Origin of the sequence: Mesorhizobium sp. M0514, from assembly GCF_040321145.1 — a bacterium.
GTDB lineage: Bacteria > Pseudomonadota > Alphaproteobacteria > Rhizobiales > Rhizobiaceae > Mesorhizobium.
Genome location: NZ_JAMYQZ010000058.1, coordinates 25,425 through 41,362, shown reverse-complemented (window position 1 = coordinate 41,362; position 15,938 = coordinate 25,425). Strand labels below are relative to the sequence as shown.

Sequence of the window (15,938 nt, the reverse complement as noted above, 5' to 3'; positions counted from 1 at the left end):
GAGCGCCTGCGCACGCAGACGCTCGCGGCAAGTCTGCGGCGGCATACGGTTAGCGCATGTTTGCCGTCGAAACGGTGCATATGCCGTTCCTTCCCCGGATTGCGATCAGGCGCGATTGGCGAAGTCGCGGACAACCCGCTGCAGCAGCGGCATGTAGTCGCGAAATGCCCGGGTCTTCATGTTGGCGATCTTGCCGGCCTCGTCCCAGATGCGAACCCGCACCGCTTCCTCGTGGAACGGGTTCTTGCGGAACTCGGCCACCTCTTCGGCATTCATCGGCCCGCCTTGCAGCGACAGCGTGTGGACCGAGGCCTGCGACAGCCTGCCGAAATAGGTGGGGTCGGTAGCGCAGAGGTAGCGCTTGGCCGCGACATGCAGCCTGACGCATTCGACGATCACCGGTGGAAAGAACGGCGCCAGCACCTCGCCGCCGGCTTCGTCATGATGCTTGTCCTCGACATCGTCGGGCGAATAGGTGCCGAACTCGCTGGTGTAGTGGCCGATATCGTGCAGCAGTGCTGCCGCCACCAGCACATCGGGCGCGCCGTCCTTTTCGGCGAACCAGGCGCCCTGCAACATGTGCTCCGACATGGTGACGGGTTCGCCGAGATAGGATTCAGCCCCTCGGCGTTCGAAAATATCGGCGATGAATTCGACGATGTTGCTCGCGTTCAAATCCTGGCTGCTCATTCCGCTGCTTCCTTGAATTCGTGTTCGATCGCCGACAGCGTCGACAAAAGGCCATCCTTGTCGGCGTAGCAGCCCTGCAGCCAGCGCTTGCCGGCGCCGGAGAACTGCTTGCGGGCATGCATGACGCGGGTGTTGTCGACGATGAAGGCCTGGCCCGCCTCGAGCTTGAAGGTCACTTCGAAGGACGGATCCTCGATCAGTTCGGCAAACCGGCGATAGGCGGCGTAGTAGGCCTCCATCTCCGCGAACGGCACATCGACGGTCGGCGCCAGCGAGCGGTTGTTGAAGCGGATGGCGATGAGTTCGCCATCCGGCCCGAGCTCGATCATCGGCCGCTTGGCCTGCAATCGCACGCCCGACGAGCCGGCATATTCGAAGCGCGCCGGGTATGAACTCAACAGCCGGAAGCCTTCGTGGTTTTCGGCCTGCAGCGCGGCCGCCACGGCAAAACCATCGACGACGCTGGATTCGCCGCCCTCGACCGTGTTTTCGATACACGACAGGATCTGCAAGGTCGGCACCGGATCACGATAGGGGTTGTCGGTATGCGCCTGCAGGCCAAGATTGGTGTAGGCCAGATTGGTTGGATTGACCTCGGCGCGCACCTCGAACCAGCGGCCGTAATTGGTCTCCCTGATATAGCCGAACAGATCGGACACTTTGCACAGCGCCCCGGATTCGGCCGGCAGATCGTCCATCACCGCGAAGCCGTAGGTCTTCACCGCCGACAGCCATTGCCGCAAGACGGCGCGGTCGCGGCTGGCCGCGACATAGCCGGCGCGCGGCACCGAATTCTGCATAGAGGCCCTGGTCCATCGCACGGTGCCCTCGCCTGTCCAGCCGGGCTGTCGGGCGGCATCGCGGTCATAGGCATTGGCGCTCAGCCATGCCGCAGGAAAGCGCACCGTCTTTCCCTCCGGTTCGAAACTGACTTCAAGCGCATCGCCCTTGATCGCGGCTGCGCCGATCCGCGTTTGCGCCGGAATGTCGAGAATGGTGATCAGCCGCTGGCCGTTGCCGGCGCTGCGCGTCTTGTCGTCGAGCGCATTGTCGCGCAACCACATGGCGTGAAAGCGAGTGCGCGCGCCGTCCTTCCAACCGAGGTCGATCGTTCTTCCTTCGTCGCCGATCAGCGCCTGGGTAAGCATGGAGATCCGTTCCTGTCCGCTGCGCCCCGCAGCCAACTCCGCAGGGTTTCCGGTTGCATCGTGATGATGTCGAAGGCATAACTCAAATTATCATTTTGCGGCCAAAGGCCATAAACGGTTTATGCCTCAAACAACCCTGCCCTTGCCGCCGCTCGACTGGCTGCGGAGTTTCGAGGCCGCCGCGCGGCTGTCGAATTTCACCGCCGCCGCGGCCGAGCTTGGCCTGACCCAGGCTGCGGTCAGCCAGCACATCCGTTCTCTCGAAGAGCGGTTGAAGCAGCCGCTGTTCATCCGCCTGGCGCGCGGCGTCGAATTGACGCCGGAGGGTGCCGCCTACCTGCCGCATCTGCAATCGGCCTTTGCCGTGATCGCCAACAGCACGCGCGAGTTGTTCGAACCCAAGACCGTCCAGAGCGTGACGATACGCTCGCCGATCTCGTTTGCCGTGCTGATGATCGCGCCGAAGCTGCCGCAAATGGCCAAGGACCTGCCCTTCGTCCAGCTGCAGATCGAGACCATCCACACACCGGCCGATTACGGCGAGCGCTTTGTGGGTCTCGACATCCGATTCGGCATTGGCTCCGGCTCCTTTGCCGGACGGCAGGCCGACCGCCTCACCCGCGAAACCTTAACGCCGATGGCGTCGCCAAATGTCGCCAAGGCCAAGGATTGGACAGGATTGCCGAGACTTACAGTGGTCGGCGCGCGGGAAATGTGGGGCGAATGGTTCGCCGTCGCCCGGATGAAGCCGGCGCTCGGGCCCACGCACAAATTCGACAGTTTCGTTACCGCGTTGGAGGCGGCGAAGCACGGCGCCGGCATGGTGCTGGGATCGCGACCGTTGGCCGACGCGGCACTGCGCGAAGGATCTCTCGTTACCCTGTCCGGCTTTACGCTGTCGAGCGGTGCCGGCCACTATCTGACCGCACCTTCGGGCGCGCATCTGAGCCCGGCCGAAGAAGCGGTCCGCCGCTGGTTCGCAACGGTCTTCGGCGTCCCGATTTCCCGATAAGCCCCTGAATACGCGGCAAACTATTGGACGACGTGACGCGGCGCATAATTTGTCGCGATACTGCGCCAGGCCGGACGTCAAGCTTCGGCAGGGTTCCGCTCGCTACAGGCGGCCAAGAAAAATCGCGGAGGAAATTCAATGCTCGACAAGGCCCCCAACAAGAAGCTTTCCGACCTGCTCGATCGCTTCGGCGCGGCACTCGCCGCCGGTGACATCGACAAGGCGGTCGCCTGCTTTCAGGAGGATTGTTTTTGGCGCGATCTCGTCAGCTTCACCTGGAACATCAAGACCATGGAAGGCCGTGACCAGGTGCGCGACATGCTGGTGAGCCAGCTGGCCAAAACCAACCCATCGAACTGGGCGATCGCCAGGGGCGAGGACGCCACTGAAAACGATGGCCTGCTCGACGGCTGGATCAGTTTCGAAACGTCTGTGGCGCGCGGCTTCGGCCACATCCGGCTGAAGGACGGCAAGATCTGGACGTTGCTCACCACCATGGTCGAGCTGAAGGGCCATGAGGAGCCGGCCGGTTTCGACCGCCCGCTCGGCGCCAAGCACGGCCATGGCAAGAACCGCCCGACCTGGAAGGAGGAGCGCGAGAAGGAGGCCGCCGAGCTCGGCTTCAAGACGCAGCCCTATACGCTCATCATTGGCGGCGGCCAGGGCGGCATCGCGCTCGGCGCGCGGCTGCGGCAGCTCGGCGTGCCGACCATCATCGTCGAGAAGAACGAACGGGCCGGCGACAGCTGGCGCAAGCGCTACAAATCGCTCTGCCTGCACGATCCGGTCTGGTACGACCATCTGCCCTATATCGACTTTCCCAGGAACTGGCCGGTCTTCGCGCCCAAGGACAAGATCGGCGACTGGCTGGAAATGTACGCCAAGGTAATGGAGCTGAACTACTGGTCGTCGACCGAGGCCATGAGCGCTGTCTATGACGACAGCAAGAAGGAATGGACGGTGGTGGTGCGCCGCGACGGCAAGGACATCACGCTGAAGCCGAAACAATTGGTGCTGGCCACGGGGCAATCCGGCAAGGCCAACATGCCGAACTTCAAGGGCATGGACACATTCAAGGGCGACCAGCATCACTCCTCGAAGCATCCGGGACCCGATGCCTATGTCGGCAGACAAGCTGTCGTCATCGGCTCGAACAACTCCGCCCACGACATTGCAGCAGCCCTTTGGGAGGCCGGCGCCGACGTCACCATGGTGCAGCGCTCGACCACGCACATCGTCAAGTCGGACACGCTGATGGAGATCGGCCTGGGCTCGCTCTATTCGGAAAAGGCGGTTGCGAGCGGCATGACCACAGCCAAGGCCGACCTCGTCTTCGCCTCCCTGCCCTACAAGATCCTGCACGAATTCCAGATTCCGGCCTATGCCGAGATGAAGAAGCGCGACGCCAACTTCTACAAAGGCCTGGAGAAGGCCGGCTTCATGCTCGACTGGGGCGACGACGGCTCCGGCCTTTTCATGAAATATCTGCGACGCGGCTCGGGCTATTACATCGATGTCGGCGCCTCCGACCTGATCATCGACGGGTCGATCAAGCTGAAAAGCGGTGTCGACGTGAAGGAGATCAAGGAGCATTCGGTCCTGCTCAGCGATGGATCGGAACTGCCGGCCGATCTCATCGTCTACGCCACCGGCTACGGTTCGATGAATGGCTGGGCGGCCGATTTGATCTCACGGGAGGTCGCCGACAAGGTCGGCAAATGCTGGGGCCTCGGCTCCAACACCACGAAGGACCCAGGCCCCTGGGAAGGCGAGCTGCGCAACATGTGGAAGCCGACGCAGCAGGAGGCGCTGTGGTTCCATGGCGGCAATTTGCACCAGTCGCGCCATTACTCCCAGTTCCTGGCGCTGCAGCTGAAGGCGCGCATGGAAGGCATCGCGACGCCGGTCTACGCGCTGCAAGAGGTTCACCACAAGGCTTAGGCAGCGCCGCCGATGCGCTTCCAGTAGATGAGCGTGCCGGTCAGCCCGCCATGCGGTTTCAGGGCAAAGTCCGGTATTTCGCCAGTGAGCGTGAAGCCGAGTTTTTCGTAAAGGCCGGAAGCGCCCTCCTCGGTTGCGGTGTCCAGCACCAGAAGCGTGCGGCCTTTCTCGACGGCGAGCGTTTCGGCCGCCCGCATCAGCCGGCTCGCTATGCCCTTGCCGCGGTGTTCGACGCGGGTCATGAGCTTGGCGATCTCGGCCCGGTGCGGCTGATTGACCGGAAAGTCGAGCAGCAAGGTGACGGTGCCGATCAACGCGTCGCCATACCAAGCACCCAGCACCGCTCTTTCACCTCTCTCTGCTGCCATCAACGAGTTGCTCCAGAAGGTTTCCGCCGCTTGCCTGGATAAGGGATGCATGAAGCTGACGGAGCCGCCGGCCGCGACCGTCTCGATCAGGAGGTCGGCCAGCATGTCGCGTGTTTCCGCAGTCAGCGACCTGATTTCGATGGGACTCACCTGCACTTTCCCTTGCTAATCCAGACGCGCGACGCGGCGCCGCTTTCGTCTCGCCTTGATCGCGGCGATGCGATCGGTGTCTTTCGGCTGCAGATGCAGCCCGCGTTCGAGGATTTCGAGCGTGTATTCCTCATAGGTCAGGCCAAGCCGCTCGGCCTTTTCCATGCGCATCAGCATCACGTCACGGCTTGGCGCCTTCCACGCCTTGGCATGCGCTGCCTGCCAGGCCAGGAAGATGTAGGGATCGCCCTTGCCCCATGGCGGGCCCTTGTAATCATCGAGCGGCGGTCCGCCATTGTCGGAGCGCTTGGGACGTCTTGCCACGATTTCAGCCCCTGACCAGCGCAACCAGATAGTCGGCCGGCTGCGGTCCGACGGCATGGAACGTGCAGTCCGACGGCGCGCCGAGCGCCAGGCAGTCGCCGGGCTCGAGACTATGCACCATATCACCCTCGGTGAACTCAAGTCGCCCGGAGATCAGCCACATCTGCTGCTTGATGAAGGCATAGGACGCCGCCGGGAAACTCACACTGGCGCCAGCCGGCAGTTGCACCCGGATCAATTCGAGCGGCGTGTCGGAAACCGGCGACAGATGCCGACGGACATAGCCCGTACCGGGGTCGCGCCAAACCGGCTGCTCACTCTCGCGCAGCAGGCCGCCACCTTGCTGCTCGGCGCGTGCTATCAGCGTCGACAGCGTCATGCCGAAAGCAGCGGCGATGCGCACCAGCAGCGCGGCCGTCGGGCTGGTCATGCCGCGCTCGATAGTGCTGAGCATGGCTTTGGAGACGCCGGAGCGGTTCGCCAGGTCGGCCAACGACCAGTCCCGCAAGGCTCTTTCGGCGTGGATTCGTCTGCCTATCGTGGCCGACATGTCATTCGCTATATCAGTCATTCGTCCAATATATCGAATATTTGGATTCGGAAAAGAGGCCGGCCGGTTGAATTTTCGCTGACCGGTTAACCCCTGCTACACCATCCCGCATCACGCCACCTTAACCCCGTCTGTGTAGGATCGACGCTCCACGAGAATGGGGATCGGATCGTATGTTTGTCGAGCGCGAAGCCTCCGTCGGCGAACCGACCTCGCAGGAGCGCCGCCGCGCAGAGCAGAGCGACAAGCGCATTCTCGGCAACGTCGTGCAGTGCGACGGTGCGCGCGCCACCATCAGCGCCTATGCCGACGACATCGAAGGCGCGGTCACCGGCCTGTGGACCGTCGGCAAGATGATCTCCATCAATCTCGGGACATCGCGCACCGTTGGTCTGGTCTACGAAATCGGCAAGTCGGATCGCGCCTGGAGCAATGAGGGACAAAATCCCATCGAAGTCAGCGTCGAACTAATCGGCGAAGTGCGCGACGGCGCGGAGCCCGGCGCCAAACCGGTGTTCGACCGCGGCATCACCACCTATCCTCATATCGGCGCCATAGCGCACCGCATCCGTACCCGTGACCTGCAGGCGGTCTACGATCTCGCCGGGCGTCATTCCATCACCATCGGCACGCTGTCGCAGGATGAGTCGATCGACGCCAACATCGCCATCGACGACACGCTGGCGCGCCATTTTGCCGTTGTCGGCACAACCGGCGTCGGCAAATCCACCGCCATCTCGCTGCTGCTGCGCAAATCGATCGCCGCCCGGCCCGATCTGCGAATCCTCATTCTCGATCCGCACAATGAATTCGCGGCATCCCTGCCTGAGTTCTGCGTCCGGGTCGATTCCAAGACGCTTGACCTGCCGTTCTGGATGTTCAGGCTTGAAGAATTCGCCGAAGTGCTGTTTCGCGGCCGAGAGGTCGTGCCGGAAGAAGTCGATGTCCTGCGCGACCTGATCCCCGCCGCCAAGAACCTCTATCGCAATCCCAATTCAGGCTCTTACGTGCGCCGCGGCAGCGATGCGCTGACCGCCGACACGCCGGTGCCCTACCGCATGGTCGATCTCATCAAGCAGATCGACGAGCGCATGGGCCTCCTGGAAAGCAAGAACGACCGCCCGACGCTGAAATCGCTGAAGACGCGCATCGAGTCCGCCGCGTCCGACCCACGCTATCGCTTCATGTTCAATTCGCGGCTGATCGAGGACACGATCCACGAGACGATCGGCAATATTTTCCGTGTGCCGCATCATGGCCGCCCGGTGACCTGTTTCGAGATGGCCGGCATGCCGTCCGAAGTGGTCAACTCCGTCTGTTCGGTGCTGGCGCGCCTGGCCTTCGACCTTGCGCTGTGGAGCGAGGGCCGGCTGAAGCTTTTGCTGCTGTGCGAGGAAGCGCACCGCTATATGCCGGCCGATCCGCGCCTCGGCTTCGCCCCGACAAGGCATGCATTGTCGCGCATCGCCAAGGAAGGCCGCAAATATGGCTGCTATCTCGGCGTCGTCACCCAGCGCCCGGGTGAACTCGATCCGACCATCCTGTCGCAATGCTCGACCTTCTTCGCCATGCGGCTGGCCAACGAGCAGGACCAGGCAATCATCCGCTCGGCGATCGCCGATTCCTCCGCCTCGACGCTGGCCTTTCTGTCCTCCATGGGCCAGCGCGAAGCCATCGCCTTCGGTGAAGGCGTGGCGACGACCATGCGGCTGAAGTTCGAGAAACTGGCGGAGAACCTGATCCCCGGCACCGCCAAGCGAGAGCAGGACGAGTTCTCGCAGGACGGCAACGACGTCGATCTCGCCGCCATCGTCGAGCGGCTGCGCAACGTCCCGAAACCGCAGCAGCAGATGGCCTTCGCCGAGGTCGTGGACTCCGGCCGCCAGGCCGGCGATCCCGATTACCGCAAGCCGGCCACCGCACAGCGCGTCCAGCCCGACGACGATTTCGACCTGCGCTATGGCCTCAAGCCCACAACCTTCGGCATGCGCCCGCAGAACGATTGACCTTCAGCGTAGCGACTTTTTTGCCGGCCAATTGAGAAGCCGCCGGAGCGCCAGGGCTCGGCTTCGTTGGCCCGCTTGGGCAAATCCCGAAAGGGAATTCATCAGGCCGGATTGAATGGCGTGGCTTTCGAGAAGCCGGAGCGGAGCGGACATTTAGTCCGTGAGCACCGGAAGTCGAGAAAGCCACGTCAGGCAACCGGCCTCATGAATTCTTCTTCGGGATTTTAGGCGCAGACGCGGTTGCGGCCTTGCCTCTTCGCCTCGTAGAGCTGGCGGTCGGCGCGGCGGTAGAATTCCTCGGCGGTTTCCTTCCGATCCCAGACGGCTAGTCCGACGCTGGTGGTGATCTTGAGGCGGACATTGCCTGACAGCACCGACATGTTGGCAATCGCTTTGCGGATGCGTTCGGCGAACTTCCCCAACAACTCCGCATCCATGTTGGGCGTGACGACGGCGAACTCCTCGCCCCCAAGCCGCGCCACCACATCGTGGTAGCGCGTCATGCCTTTGAGGCAATTGGCGACTGCCCTAAGCACCTCGTCGCCGACATCGTGGCCATGCGTGTCGTTGACCTGCTTGAAATGATCGAGGTCGAGGATCATCAGCCCGACGGGCTTTTCGATGCGGCGGAATTCCTCGAGATATTCCTTCAGCGCATCATCGAAGTAGCGCCGGTTCTGCATGCCGGTAAGGCCGTCGGTCAATGCCGCATGCTGCAGCGTTTCCGAGCGGGCGCTGAGCGAAACCGTCATGGCGCGCAGCTTGCCCTCTTCCGTGGCCTGCCTACGGATCAGCGGGTAGATGAAGAACACGCCGAAGAACAGCGCTGTCGCCAGCAGCACCCCGGTGACAAACAGCAGCGTGTTGAGATAGGCGATCCTCTCGACCCGGGAAGTCGTATCGTGACCGACCGCGATGAACTGCAATTGACCATAGGCATAAAGCGTCACCAGGCCTGCGGCCAGGATCACGAAAATAAAGACGAAAAATGCGGATTCCGCCTTGTGGAAACGCATCTGCTTCCCGTTGCAAAGTACCCGCCGGATCTATGGCATGCCGGCGCCTTACGGACGGTTAATCCAGACAACCGGAGCGGGAATGTTCATTCCTACTTCTGTTTCTTTAATTGTATTGGCAGCACAAAAATCAAATCGCGGTTTGCAAGCGGCCGCCGGGCTGCAATCTCAGCCATTCCGGTCCCAGCTGATGGCGAAACCACGTCGTTTGCCGTTTGGCATATTGCCGCGTCGCTGCCTTGCAGCGCTCGATGGCCTGAGGAAAGCTGATGTCACCCGCCATGGCAGCCGAAAGTTCGCGAACGCCGATCGCCTTCATCGCCGGCAGGTCGGGATCGAGGCCAAGCGCCGCAAGCCGTTTGACCTCATCGAGCGCGCCGAGATCGAGCATGCGGTCGAACCTTGTTTCGATCCGCTCGACAAGGGGGGCGCGGTCCGGCTCGATAACGAAGAACCGAGCGCTGTCGCTGTCGATCAGCGGCCGGCCGCGCGCTGCCTGCCATTCTAGGATGGAGCGGCCGGATGCGTCGAGCACCTCCAGCGCCCGCACGATGCGCTGGCCGTCGGTCGACTTCAGCTGCATGGCGACCGCCGAATCCTCATGCATCAGGATGCGGTGCAGCTTGGCTGCGCCTTGCTCCTTTAACTCGTAGCGCCAGCGGTCGCGTACCTGCTGCGGAATGTCGGGCATTTGCGAGATGCCCTCGGCAAGTGCGCGAAAATAGAGCCCGGTGCCGCCGACGAAAATCACCGGACGTTCAAAGCCGGCGTCATCGGGCTGTCGGGCGAGCGTGCCGTCATCGATCAGCTTCATCACGTCGCGCAGCCAGGCGCCGGTGGAATAGGCGGTGGAGGGATGCACATGGCCATAGAGATAGTGCGGCGCGCGGGCGAGGTCGGCGGCATTCGGCCGCGCCGTCAGCACATCGAGCACCGAATAGCCCTGCATGGAATCGGTGTTGACGATGACACCGCCCTTGCGCTCGGCGAGATCGAGCGCCAGCGCCGACTTGCCGCTGGCGGTCGGCCCGGCTATCAGGGTCGCGTTCTTCACGCGGCCCTCGCCCGCCTGCCCGCCCTCGCCTAGCTGCTTGGAAGTCTCGATGCCGCTCATTGCCACGCTTGTGTCTCACCCCGTCCGCCGCGCGATGTCGGCCTCGCTTGCGAATATGGCCTCACGGTCGGTCGGCGCAAGCGCTGTTCGCTGGCTGGGCGAAGGCGTCGCCTGCGATCTGGTGTTGCCCGAGGGGGCAGAAGCCGCTGAGGCAAGTGCGGCCTTGCGCACAGCACTTGGTTCAGAGCCGGTCGACGTGATCGTTCAGCAGGCCGGAAGCCGCCGCAAGACAATCCTGCTTGCCGATATGGATTCAACCATGATCGACCAGGAATGCATCGACGAACTCGCCGACGAGATCGGCGTCAAGGACCGCGTTGCCGCCATCACGGCACGCTCGATGAACGGCGAGATCGCTTTCGAGCCGGCGCTGCGTGAACGCGTGGCGCTGCTGAAAGGCCTCGATGCCGCCGTCGTCGACCGCATCATCGCGAACCGCCTGACGCTGGCGTCGGGCGGCCGCGCTCTGGTGCAGACGATGCGCGCCAATGGCGCCTGGACGGCGCTTGTCTCCGGCGGCTTCGACGTCTTCACCAGCCGTGTCGCCGCCATGCTCGGCTTCGAGGAAAACCGTGCCAACCGCCTGATCGAGGAGAACGGGCGCTTTGCCGGCCTGGTCGCCGAGCCGATCCTCGGCCGCGCCGCCAAGGCCGATGCGCTGAACGATATCTCGGCCCGCCTCGGCCTGACGCCATTCGATGCGATTGCGGTCGGCGACGGCGCCAACGACCTCGACATGATCCGCCTGGCCGGCACCGGTGTCGCGCTCCACGCCAAGCCGGCCGTTGCTGGCGAAGCCAAGGTCCGCATCGACCATGGCGATCTCACCGCGCTGCTTTATCTCCAGGGCTACCGCCAGGAAGAGTTCGCCCAATGAAACCGATGCGCACCGAGCGCCTCATCCTGCGCAACTGGGAAGACCGCGATCGCGAACTCTTCCACCGCATCAATTCGGACGAGCGGGTGATGGAATTCTTTCCGTTCCGCCGCGACCGCGCCGAGACGGATGCCAAGATGGACGAGTTTCGGGGCTGGATCGCCGAGGACGGCTTTGGTTTTGCCGCCGCCGAGATCGCCGCGACTGGGGAATGCATCGGCTTCGTCGGTCTCTTAAAGACCAATCACGTGCCGTCCCTGCCTTCCGATACGATCGAGATCGGCTGGCGGTTGGCGCCGGAATTCTGGCGCAAGGGCTATGTCACGGAGGCCTCCGAAGCCTGGCTCGCCTTTGGCTTCGAAACGCTTGACCGCGACGAGATCGTCTCCTTCGCCGTCGCGGCCAACCGCCGCTCGACGGCCGTCATGGAGCGTCTTGGCATGAGCCCTGACCCGGCTCGCGATTTCGACCACCCATCCATCCCTGACAGCCACCCGCACCTCAAGCGGCATGTCCTCTACAAACTGTCGCGCACGGACTGGCAGGCACGAAAAAGGGCGGCTCGCTAGCCGCCCTTTCCCTGAAGACAATCGGTTATGGGGCTTTCCGGACTCAATCCATCCGGATCGTCACGAAGCGCAACTCGCCTGTCTTGGACGCCAGCATCAAGAGCGCATTCTTGCGGCCCTGCTCCTTCAGCGCGCCGATCCGGTCCATCACGTCCTTCGGGGTCGCGACCGATTCCTGGGCGATTTCGGTGATCACCTCGCCGGCCTGGATGCCGCGCTCGGCGGCGGCCGAATCCTTGGTGACGTCGGTGATGACGACGCCGGAGACGTCGGCCGCGATGCCGAATTTTTTCCGTGTGTCGTCATTGAGCTCGCCGACGGTCATGCCGAGCACCGAGGCCGTGGAGACCGCGGGCGCCTTGTCGCCGCCCTTGTCCTCATCGGTAGTGCCGTCCTCACCGGCGGCAACCTTCTCGCCGTCCTCAAGCCGGCCGAGCGTCACCTTCACCGTCTGCTCGATGCCCTTGCGCACGATAATCACGTCGACCGCCTTGCCGACCGGGCTTTCCGCCACGACGCGCGGCAGGTCGCGCATTTCATGGATGTCCTTGCCGTCGAACTTGATGATGACGTCGCCAGCGAGAATTGTGCCGTTGTCGACCGGTCCGCCCTTGATGACGCCGGCTACCAGCGCGCCCTTGGCGGTCGCCATGCCGAGGCTCTCGGCGATGTCGTCGGTCACCGGCTGGATGCGCACGCCGAGCCAGCCGCGACGGGTCTCGCCGAACTGGCGCAGCTGGTCGACGACGCCCGAGGCAAGCTGCGACGGGATGGAGAAGCCGATGCCGATCGAGCCGCCCGACGGCGAGATGATCGCCGTGTTGATGCCGATAACCTCGCCCAGGCTGTTGAACAGCGGTCCGCCGGAATTGCCGCGGTTGATGGCGGCGTCGGTCTGGATGAAGTCGTCATAGGGGCCGGAATTGATGTCGCGGTTGCGGGCCGAGACGATGCCGACCGTCACCGTGCCGCCAAGGCCGAACGGATTGCCGATCGCCATCACCCAGTCGCCGACGCGCATCTTGTTGGAATCGCCGAACTTCACCGCCGTCAGCTTGTGGCCCTTCGGGTCGACCTTGAGCACCGCCACGTCGGTCTTGGTGTCGGTGCCGACCAGCGTCGCCTTGAGCGTCACGCCGTCGGAGAAATTCACCTCGATATCGTCTGCATCGGCGATGACGTGGTTGTTGGTGACGACAATGCCTTGCTCGGCGTCGACCACGAAGCCGGAGCCCAGCGACTGCACCTTTTGCGCGCCGCCATCCTTGTCGCCGCCACGGTTCTTGAAGAAGTCGTCGAAGAAATCCTGGAACGGCGAACCCTCCGGCAGCTGCGGCATCGGCACCGCGCCCGGACCTTCCGTGCCCTTCACGGTCTGCGAGGTCGAGATGTTGACCACCGCACCGAGCAGGCCTTCGGCGAGGTCGGCAACCGAAGCCGGTCCGTCCGCGGCCACCGTCGGCGTCACGAAAGCCGGAACGGCAAGCGCGCCGACCATAAGTGCCGCAGCACCTGCGATGAACGTCCGCCGCGCCGCGCGCAGAAGGGTGTTGGATGTCATCGAAAGCCTCCCGGATTGCTGAAAAGAAAAAGCGCTTCGGCAAAACGCCGCGTCGCGTCATGTTGGCAAGAAATACGGCACGTTTGCGGCTATGGCCACATCAGGAGGATAAATCCTCCGTTACACCCTAGAGCGGTTCGCCGTTTCGCGGAAACGGCGAACCGTTCAATCCCTTTGCTTTTACGCAATTCCGGACGGAAAACCGCTCACACTTTCCTGGAATTGCAGATCAGCGGTCCTCAGCCACGCACCAACCAGACGATGCCGACGCCGATGGCGATCGCCACCAGCCCGACGATGCGCAGCGCAATTTCCGGCGTCGACAGCACTTCGCCGGCAAGACGTTTGGCAAGGCCGGGAAAGCCGCCATAGACCAGACCCTCTACGACGAGGACCAGGCCTATGGCCGCAAGGAAATCCTGCACCGCCCTACTGGGCGGGTGCAGGTTGTGCAGCCGGCGCGGCAGGTGCCGTCGCCGGAGCCGCAGGTGTCGTCGCCGGAGCCGCAGGTGTCGCCGGCTTCGCGTCCGTACCGTCCGGATTGCGGAAGAAGCGGAAGAACTCCGAGTTCGGCGAAAGCACCATCGTCGTCCCGGAGTTGTCCAGCGCCGTGCCATAGGCATTCATCGACCGGTAGAAGTCGAAGAACGCCGGATCGCGTTTGTAGGCGTCGGCAAAGGTCGCACTGCGCTGGGCTTCACCTTCACCACGCAGGATTTCCGATTCCTTGCGCGCCTCGGCGACGATTTCCACCACTTCGCGGTCGGCGCGGGCGGTGATGCGCTGCGCGGCCTCTTTGCCGCGCGCTCTCAGCCGTTCGGCCTCGGCCAAACGTTCGGCCTTCATGCGGTCGAAGGTCTGCTGCGAAACCTCAGCCGTCAGATCGGTTCGGCGGATGCGCACATCCTCGATCTGCAGGCCGAGCGAGGTGGCGTCGGGCCGAAGCTGATCGCGCACTTCGCGCATCATCACGGCCCGCTCTTCCGAGAGCGCCGCCTCGAAGTCGCGCAGACCGTAGACACGGCGCAGCGCCGCATCGAGACGCGTCCTCAGTCGTGCTTCGGCCAGTGTGATCTGGCCGGACACGGCTGAGCGGAACACCCGCGGATCCGAGATGCGGTACGCGATGAAAGCGTCGACCTCATAGAACTTGCCGCCCGAAACCTGGACGCGGATGTTATCGAGATCGAAGCGCAGCACCCTGTTTTCGATCAACTGCACGCTGTCGGCGTCGAAGAAGGCGAAAGGCGCCTTGAAATAGATGCCGGGTTCATTCTTGACGTCGACGATCTCGCCGAACCGCAGCACGAGCGCCTGCTGGCGCGCGTTGACCACGAAGACCGAGGAGTAGAGCAGGAACAGAAGCACGGCCGCGATGACCGCGATGATGGGAAGACGATTGGCCATCACTGGGCTCCTCCCGTGGTCGCAGGCGGCGGCGCCTTCGGTTGCAGTGCCGGCAGCGGCAGATAGGGAACGACCCCTTGCCCATTGCCCTGTTCGACGATCACCTTGTTGGAATCCTTCAGCACCTTCTCCATCGTTTCCAGATAAAGCCGCCGGCGCGTCACGTCGGGCGCCTTGGCGTATTCGTCATAGACCGAGATGAAGCGCTGCGCCTCACCTTCGGCTTCCTGGACGACACGGTTCTTGTAGGCTGCCGCGTCCTCGCGGATCTGCGCCGCGGCGCCACGCGCCTGGCCAAGCTTCTGGTTGGAATACTGGTTGGCCTGCTCGACGAACTTGTCTTCGTCCTGCTCAGCGCGCTGCACTTCGTCGAACGCGTCGGCCACTTCACGCGGCGGCGCCGCGTCCTCGATCGAAACTGCGTTGACGTTCAGGCCGGCCTTGTAGCCGTCCAGCGTCGTCTGGATGATTTCACGCACCGACGCCGCAATGCCCTGACGGTCGTCGCGGAAGATGTCCTGGGCCGGTCGCCGGCCGACCGCTTCGCGCATGGCGCTCTCTGCGACCTGCTGCAGCATGCCTTCTGGGTCGGAGACGTCGAACAGATAGGCCCGGGGATCGGAGACCTGGTAGGCCACCGAAAACTGGACGTTGACGATGTTCTGGTCGCCGGTAAGCATCAGCCCCGACGAGTTGCCGCTCGTCGCGCCGCCACCACCGATATCGACGAGTTGTTCGGCGATGTTGGCCGTCTCGACGGTTTCGACGGGCCACCAATGGAAATGCAGACCTGGCTGCGACAGCTCCGCCTTCGGCTTGCCGAAGCGCAGCTCGACCGCAACCTCGTCCGGCTGCACGGTGTAGACCGCCTTGAACGCCCACAGCACGATCAGAGCCGCTGCGATCAGCGCAAACACGGCCGGGCTGGCGCCGCCGCCACCGGGCAGCGCGCGCCGCAGCCGGTCCTGGCCGCGGCGGATGATGTCTTCGAGATCGGGAGGTGACCCCGGCGGGCCGCTGGGCCCCTTCGGTCCCTGCCCCCAGGGTCCCTGATTGTTGCCGCCGCCACCACCCCATGGGCCGCCGCCACCGCCGCTCTTGTCGTTCCAGGGCATGAATGTCCTTTCGCTTGGAATTCCCTCGGCGCCGGCGTTGCGGCGCAAAATCCAGTTGTTCTTCTATAGGGATGCCGCGATGCGCTTTCA

Annotated in this window: 16 protein-coding genes; 5 read left to right on the top strand and 11 right to left on the bottom strand. The window is 63.5% G+C overall.

Annotated elements, in window-relative coordinates; all coding sequences use genetic code 11:
- Positions 1–105: 105 nt before the first annotated feature.
- On the bottom strand, positions 106–690 hold the full coding sequence (tmpB, locus tag NKI61_RS22070) for a (R)-1-hydroxy-2-trimethylaminoethylphosphonate oxygenase (protein ID WP_023707734.1): 585 nt from the start codon (positions 688–690) through the stop codon (positions 106–108).
- Positions 687–1,838: a 2-trimethylaminoethylphosphonate dioxygenase gene (tmpA, locus tag NKI61_RS22065; protein ID WP_352840803.1), complete on the bottom strand. Its 1,152-nt coding sequence runs from the start codon at positions 1,836–1,838 to the stop codon at positions 687–689. The genes tmpB and tmpA overlap by 4 nt, the downstream gene beginning before the upstream one ends.
- A gap of 121 nt (positions 1,839–1,959) precedes the next feature.
- Between tmpA and NKI61_RS22060 the strand changes: the two genes are divergently transcribed.
- Both NKI61_RS22060 and NKI61_RS22055 read left to right on the top strand, forming a co-directional pair.
- Positions 1,960–2,850, top strand: a complete 891-nt coding sequence (locus NKI61_RS22060; RefSeq protein WP_023682083.1) for a LysR family transcriptional regulator — start codon at positions 1,960–1,962, stop codon at positions 2,848–2,850.
- 138 nt (positions 2,851–2,988) lie between these two features.
- Positions 2,989–4,791, top strand: a complete 1,803-nt coding sequence (locus NKI61_RS22055) for an NAD(P)/FAD-dependent oxidoreductase (RefSeq protein ID WP_023668342.1) — start codon at positions 2,989–2,991, stop codon at positions 4,789–4,791.
- Here NKI61_RS22055 and NKI61_RS22050 read toward each other — a convergent pair.
- From NKI61_RS22050 to NKI61_RS22040, 3 genes are read right to left on the bottom strand one after another with little or no spacing between them, the layout of a single operon-like run.
- Entirely contained in the window at positions 4,788–5,309 is a 522-nt protein-coding gene (locus NKI61_RS22050; RefSeq protein ID WP_023668341.1) for a GNAT family N-acetyltransferase, read from the bottom strand. The two genes, NKI61_RS22055 and NKI61_RS22050, sit on opposite strands and share 4 nt — an antisense overlap.
- A gap of 15 nt (positions 5,310–5,324) precedes the next feature.
- Positions 5,325–5,633, bottom strand: a complete 309-nt coding sequence (locus NKI61_RS22045; protein ID WP_023682084.1) for a hypothetical protein — start codon at positions 5,631–5,633, stop codon at positions 5,325–5,327.
- A 4-nt stretch (positions 5,634–5,637) separates the two neighbouring features.
- Positions 5,638–6,204: a helix-turn-helix domain-containing protein gene (locus NKI61_RS22040; RefSeq protein WP_023668339.1), complete on the bottom strand. Its 567-nt coding sequence runs from the start codon at positions 6,202–6,204 to the stop codon at positions 5,638–5,640.
- 152 nt (positions 6,205–6,356) lie between these two features.
- Here NKI61_RS22040 and NKI61_RS22035 point away from each other — a divergent pair, with 152 nt between their 5' ends.
- Positions 6,357–8,189 carry an ATP-binding protein gene (locus NKI61_RS22035; protein WP_023668338.1) on the top strand — a complete coding sequence of 611 codons (1,833 nt, stop codon included), beginning with the start codon at positions 6,357–6,359 and terminating at the stop codon, positions 8,187–8,189.
- Positions 8,190–8,413: 224 nt separating this feature from the next.
- Here the strand turns inward: NKI61_RS22035 and NKI61_RS22030 are convergent, their stop codons facing one another.
- Positions 8,414–9,205 (bottom strand): GGDEF domain-containing protein, encoded by a 792-nt coding sequence (locus NKI61_RS22030; protein WP_023668337.1) that lies wholly within the window; start codon positions 9,203–9,205, stop codon positions 8,414–8,416.
- A gap of 130 nt (positions 9,206–9,335) precedes the next feature.
- Positions 9,336–10,319, bottom strand: coding sequence for a tRNA (adenosine(37)-N6)-dimethylallyltransferase MiaA (gene miaA, locus NKI61_RS22025; protein WP_352840801.1), 984 nt, complete (start codon positions 10,317–10,319; stop codon positions 9,336–9,338).
- Between miaA and serB the strand changes: the two genes are divergently transcribed.
- Together serB and NKI61_RS22015 are read left to right on the top strand one after the other, a co-directional pair.
- The gene (gene serB, locus NKI61_RS22020) at positions 10,309–11,196 is read left to right on the top strand and encodes a phosphoserine phosphatase SerB (RefSeq protein WP_352840800.1); all 888 of its coding nucleotides are present in this window, start codon (positions 10,309–10,311) and stop codon (positions 11,194–11,196) included. The genes miaA and serB overlap by 11 nt on opposite strands.
- Positions 11,193–11,765 (top strand): GNAT family N-acetyltransferase, encoded by a 573-nt coding sequence (locus tag NKI61_RS22015; RefSeq protein WP_352840799.1) that lies wholly within the window; start codon positions 11,193–11,195, stop codon positions 11,763–11,765. Before serB ends, NKI61_RS22015 begins: the two co-directional genes overlap by 4 nt.
- A gap of 43 nt (positions 11,766–11,808) precedes the next feature.
- Here the strand turns inward: NKI61_RS22015 and NKI61_RS22010 are convergent, their stop codons facing one another.
- The 4 genes from NKI61_RS22010 to hflK form a co-directional block, all read right to left on the bottom strand.
- A complete protein-coding gene (locus tag NKI61_RS22010) occupies positions 11,809–13,326 on the bottom strand; it encodes a DegQ family serine endoprotease (RefSeq protein ID WP_352840798.1) in 1,518 nt (505 codons plus the stop codon).
- Positions 13,327–13,565: 239 nt separating this feature from the next.
- The gene (locus tag NKI61_RS22005) at positions 13,566–13,751 is read right to left on the bottom strand and encodes a DUF2065 domain-containing protein (protein ID WP_023668333.1); all 186 of its coding nucleotides are present in this window, start codon (positions 13,749–13,751) and stop codon (positions 13,566–13,568) included.
- Positions 13,752–13,755: 4 nt separating this feature from the next.
- Positions 13,756–14,733: a protease modulator HflC gene (gene hflC, locus NKI61_RS22000; RefSeq protein ID WP_352840795.1), complete on the bottom strand. Its 978-nt coding sequence runs from the start codon at positions 14,731–14,733 to the stop codon at positions 13,756–13,758.
- On the bottom strand, positions 14,733–15,848 hold the full coding sequence (gene hflK / locus NKI61_RS21995; protein WP_023696986.1) for an FtsH protease activity modulator HflK: 1,116 nt from the start codon (positions 15,846–15,848) through the stop codon (positions 14,733–14,735). The genes hflC and hflK overlap by 1 nt, the downstream gene beginning before the upstream one ends.
- Between the last annotated feature and the right edge of the window lie 90 nt (positions 15,849–15,938).

Coding starts and splice junctions, on each gene's coding strand:
- hflK (WP_023696986.1), bottom strand. CDS start 15,848: ATGCCCTGGAACGACAAGAGCGGCGGTGGCGGCGGCCCATGGGGTGGT.
- NKI61_RS22015 (WP_352840799.1), top strand. CDS start 11,193: ATGAAACCGATGCGCACCGAGCGCCTCATCCTGCGCAACTGGGAAGAC.
- serB (WP_352840800.1), top strand. CDS start 10,309: ATGCCGCTCATTGCCACGCTTGTGTCTCACCCCGTCCGCCGCGCGATG.
- tmpB (WP_023707734.1), bottom strand. CDS start 690: ATGAGCAGCCAGGATTTGAACGCGAGCAACATCGTCGAATTCATCGCC.
- hflC (WP_352840795.1), bottom strand. CDS start 14,733: ATGGCCAATCGTCTTCCCATCATCGCGGTCATCGCGGCCGTGCTTCTG.
- NKI61_RS22060 (WP_023682083.1), top strand. CDS start 1,960: ATGCCTCAAACAACCCTGCCCTTGCCGCCGCTCGACTGGCTGCGGAGT.
- NKI61_RS22040 (WP_023668339.1), bottom strand. CDS start 6,204: ATGACTGATATAGCGAATGACATGTCGGCCACGATAGGCAGACGAATC.
- tmpA (WP_352840803.1), bottom strand. CDS start 1,838: ATGCTTACCCAGGCGCTGATCGGCGACGAAGGAAGAACGATCGACCTC.
- NKI61_RS22030 (WP_023668337.1), bottom strand. CDS start 9,205: ATGCGTTTCCACAAGGCGGAATCCGCATTTTTCGTCTTTATTTTCGTG.
- NKI61_RS22010 (WP_352840798.1), bottom strand. CDS start 13,326: ATGACATCCAACACCCTTCTGCGCGCGGCGCGGCGGACGTTCATCGCA.
- NKI61_RS22035 (WP_023668338.1), top strand. CDS start 6,357: ATGTTTGTCGAGCGCGAAGCCTCCGTCGGCGAACCGACCTCGCAGGAG.
- miaA (WP_352840801.1), bottom strand. CDS start 10,319: ATGAGCGGCATCGAGACTTCCAAGCAGCTAGGCGAGGGCGGGCAGGCG.
- NKI61_RS22055 (WP_023668342.1), top strand. CDS start 2,989: ATGCTCGACAAGGCCCCCAACAAGAAGCTTTCCGACCTGCTCGATCGC.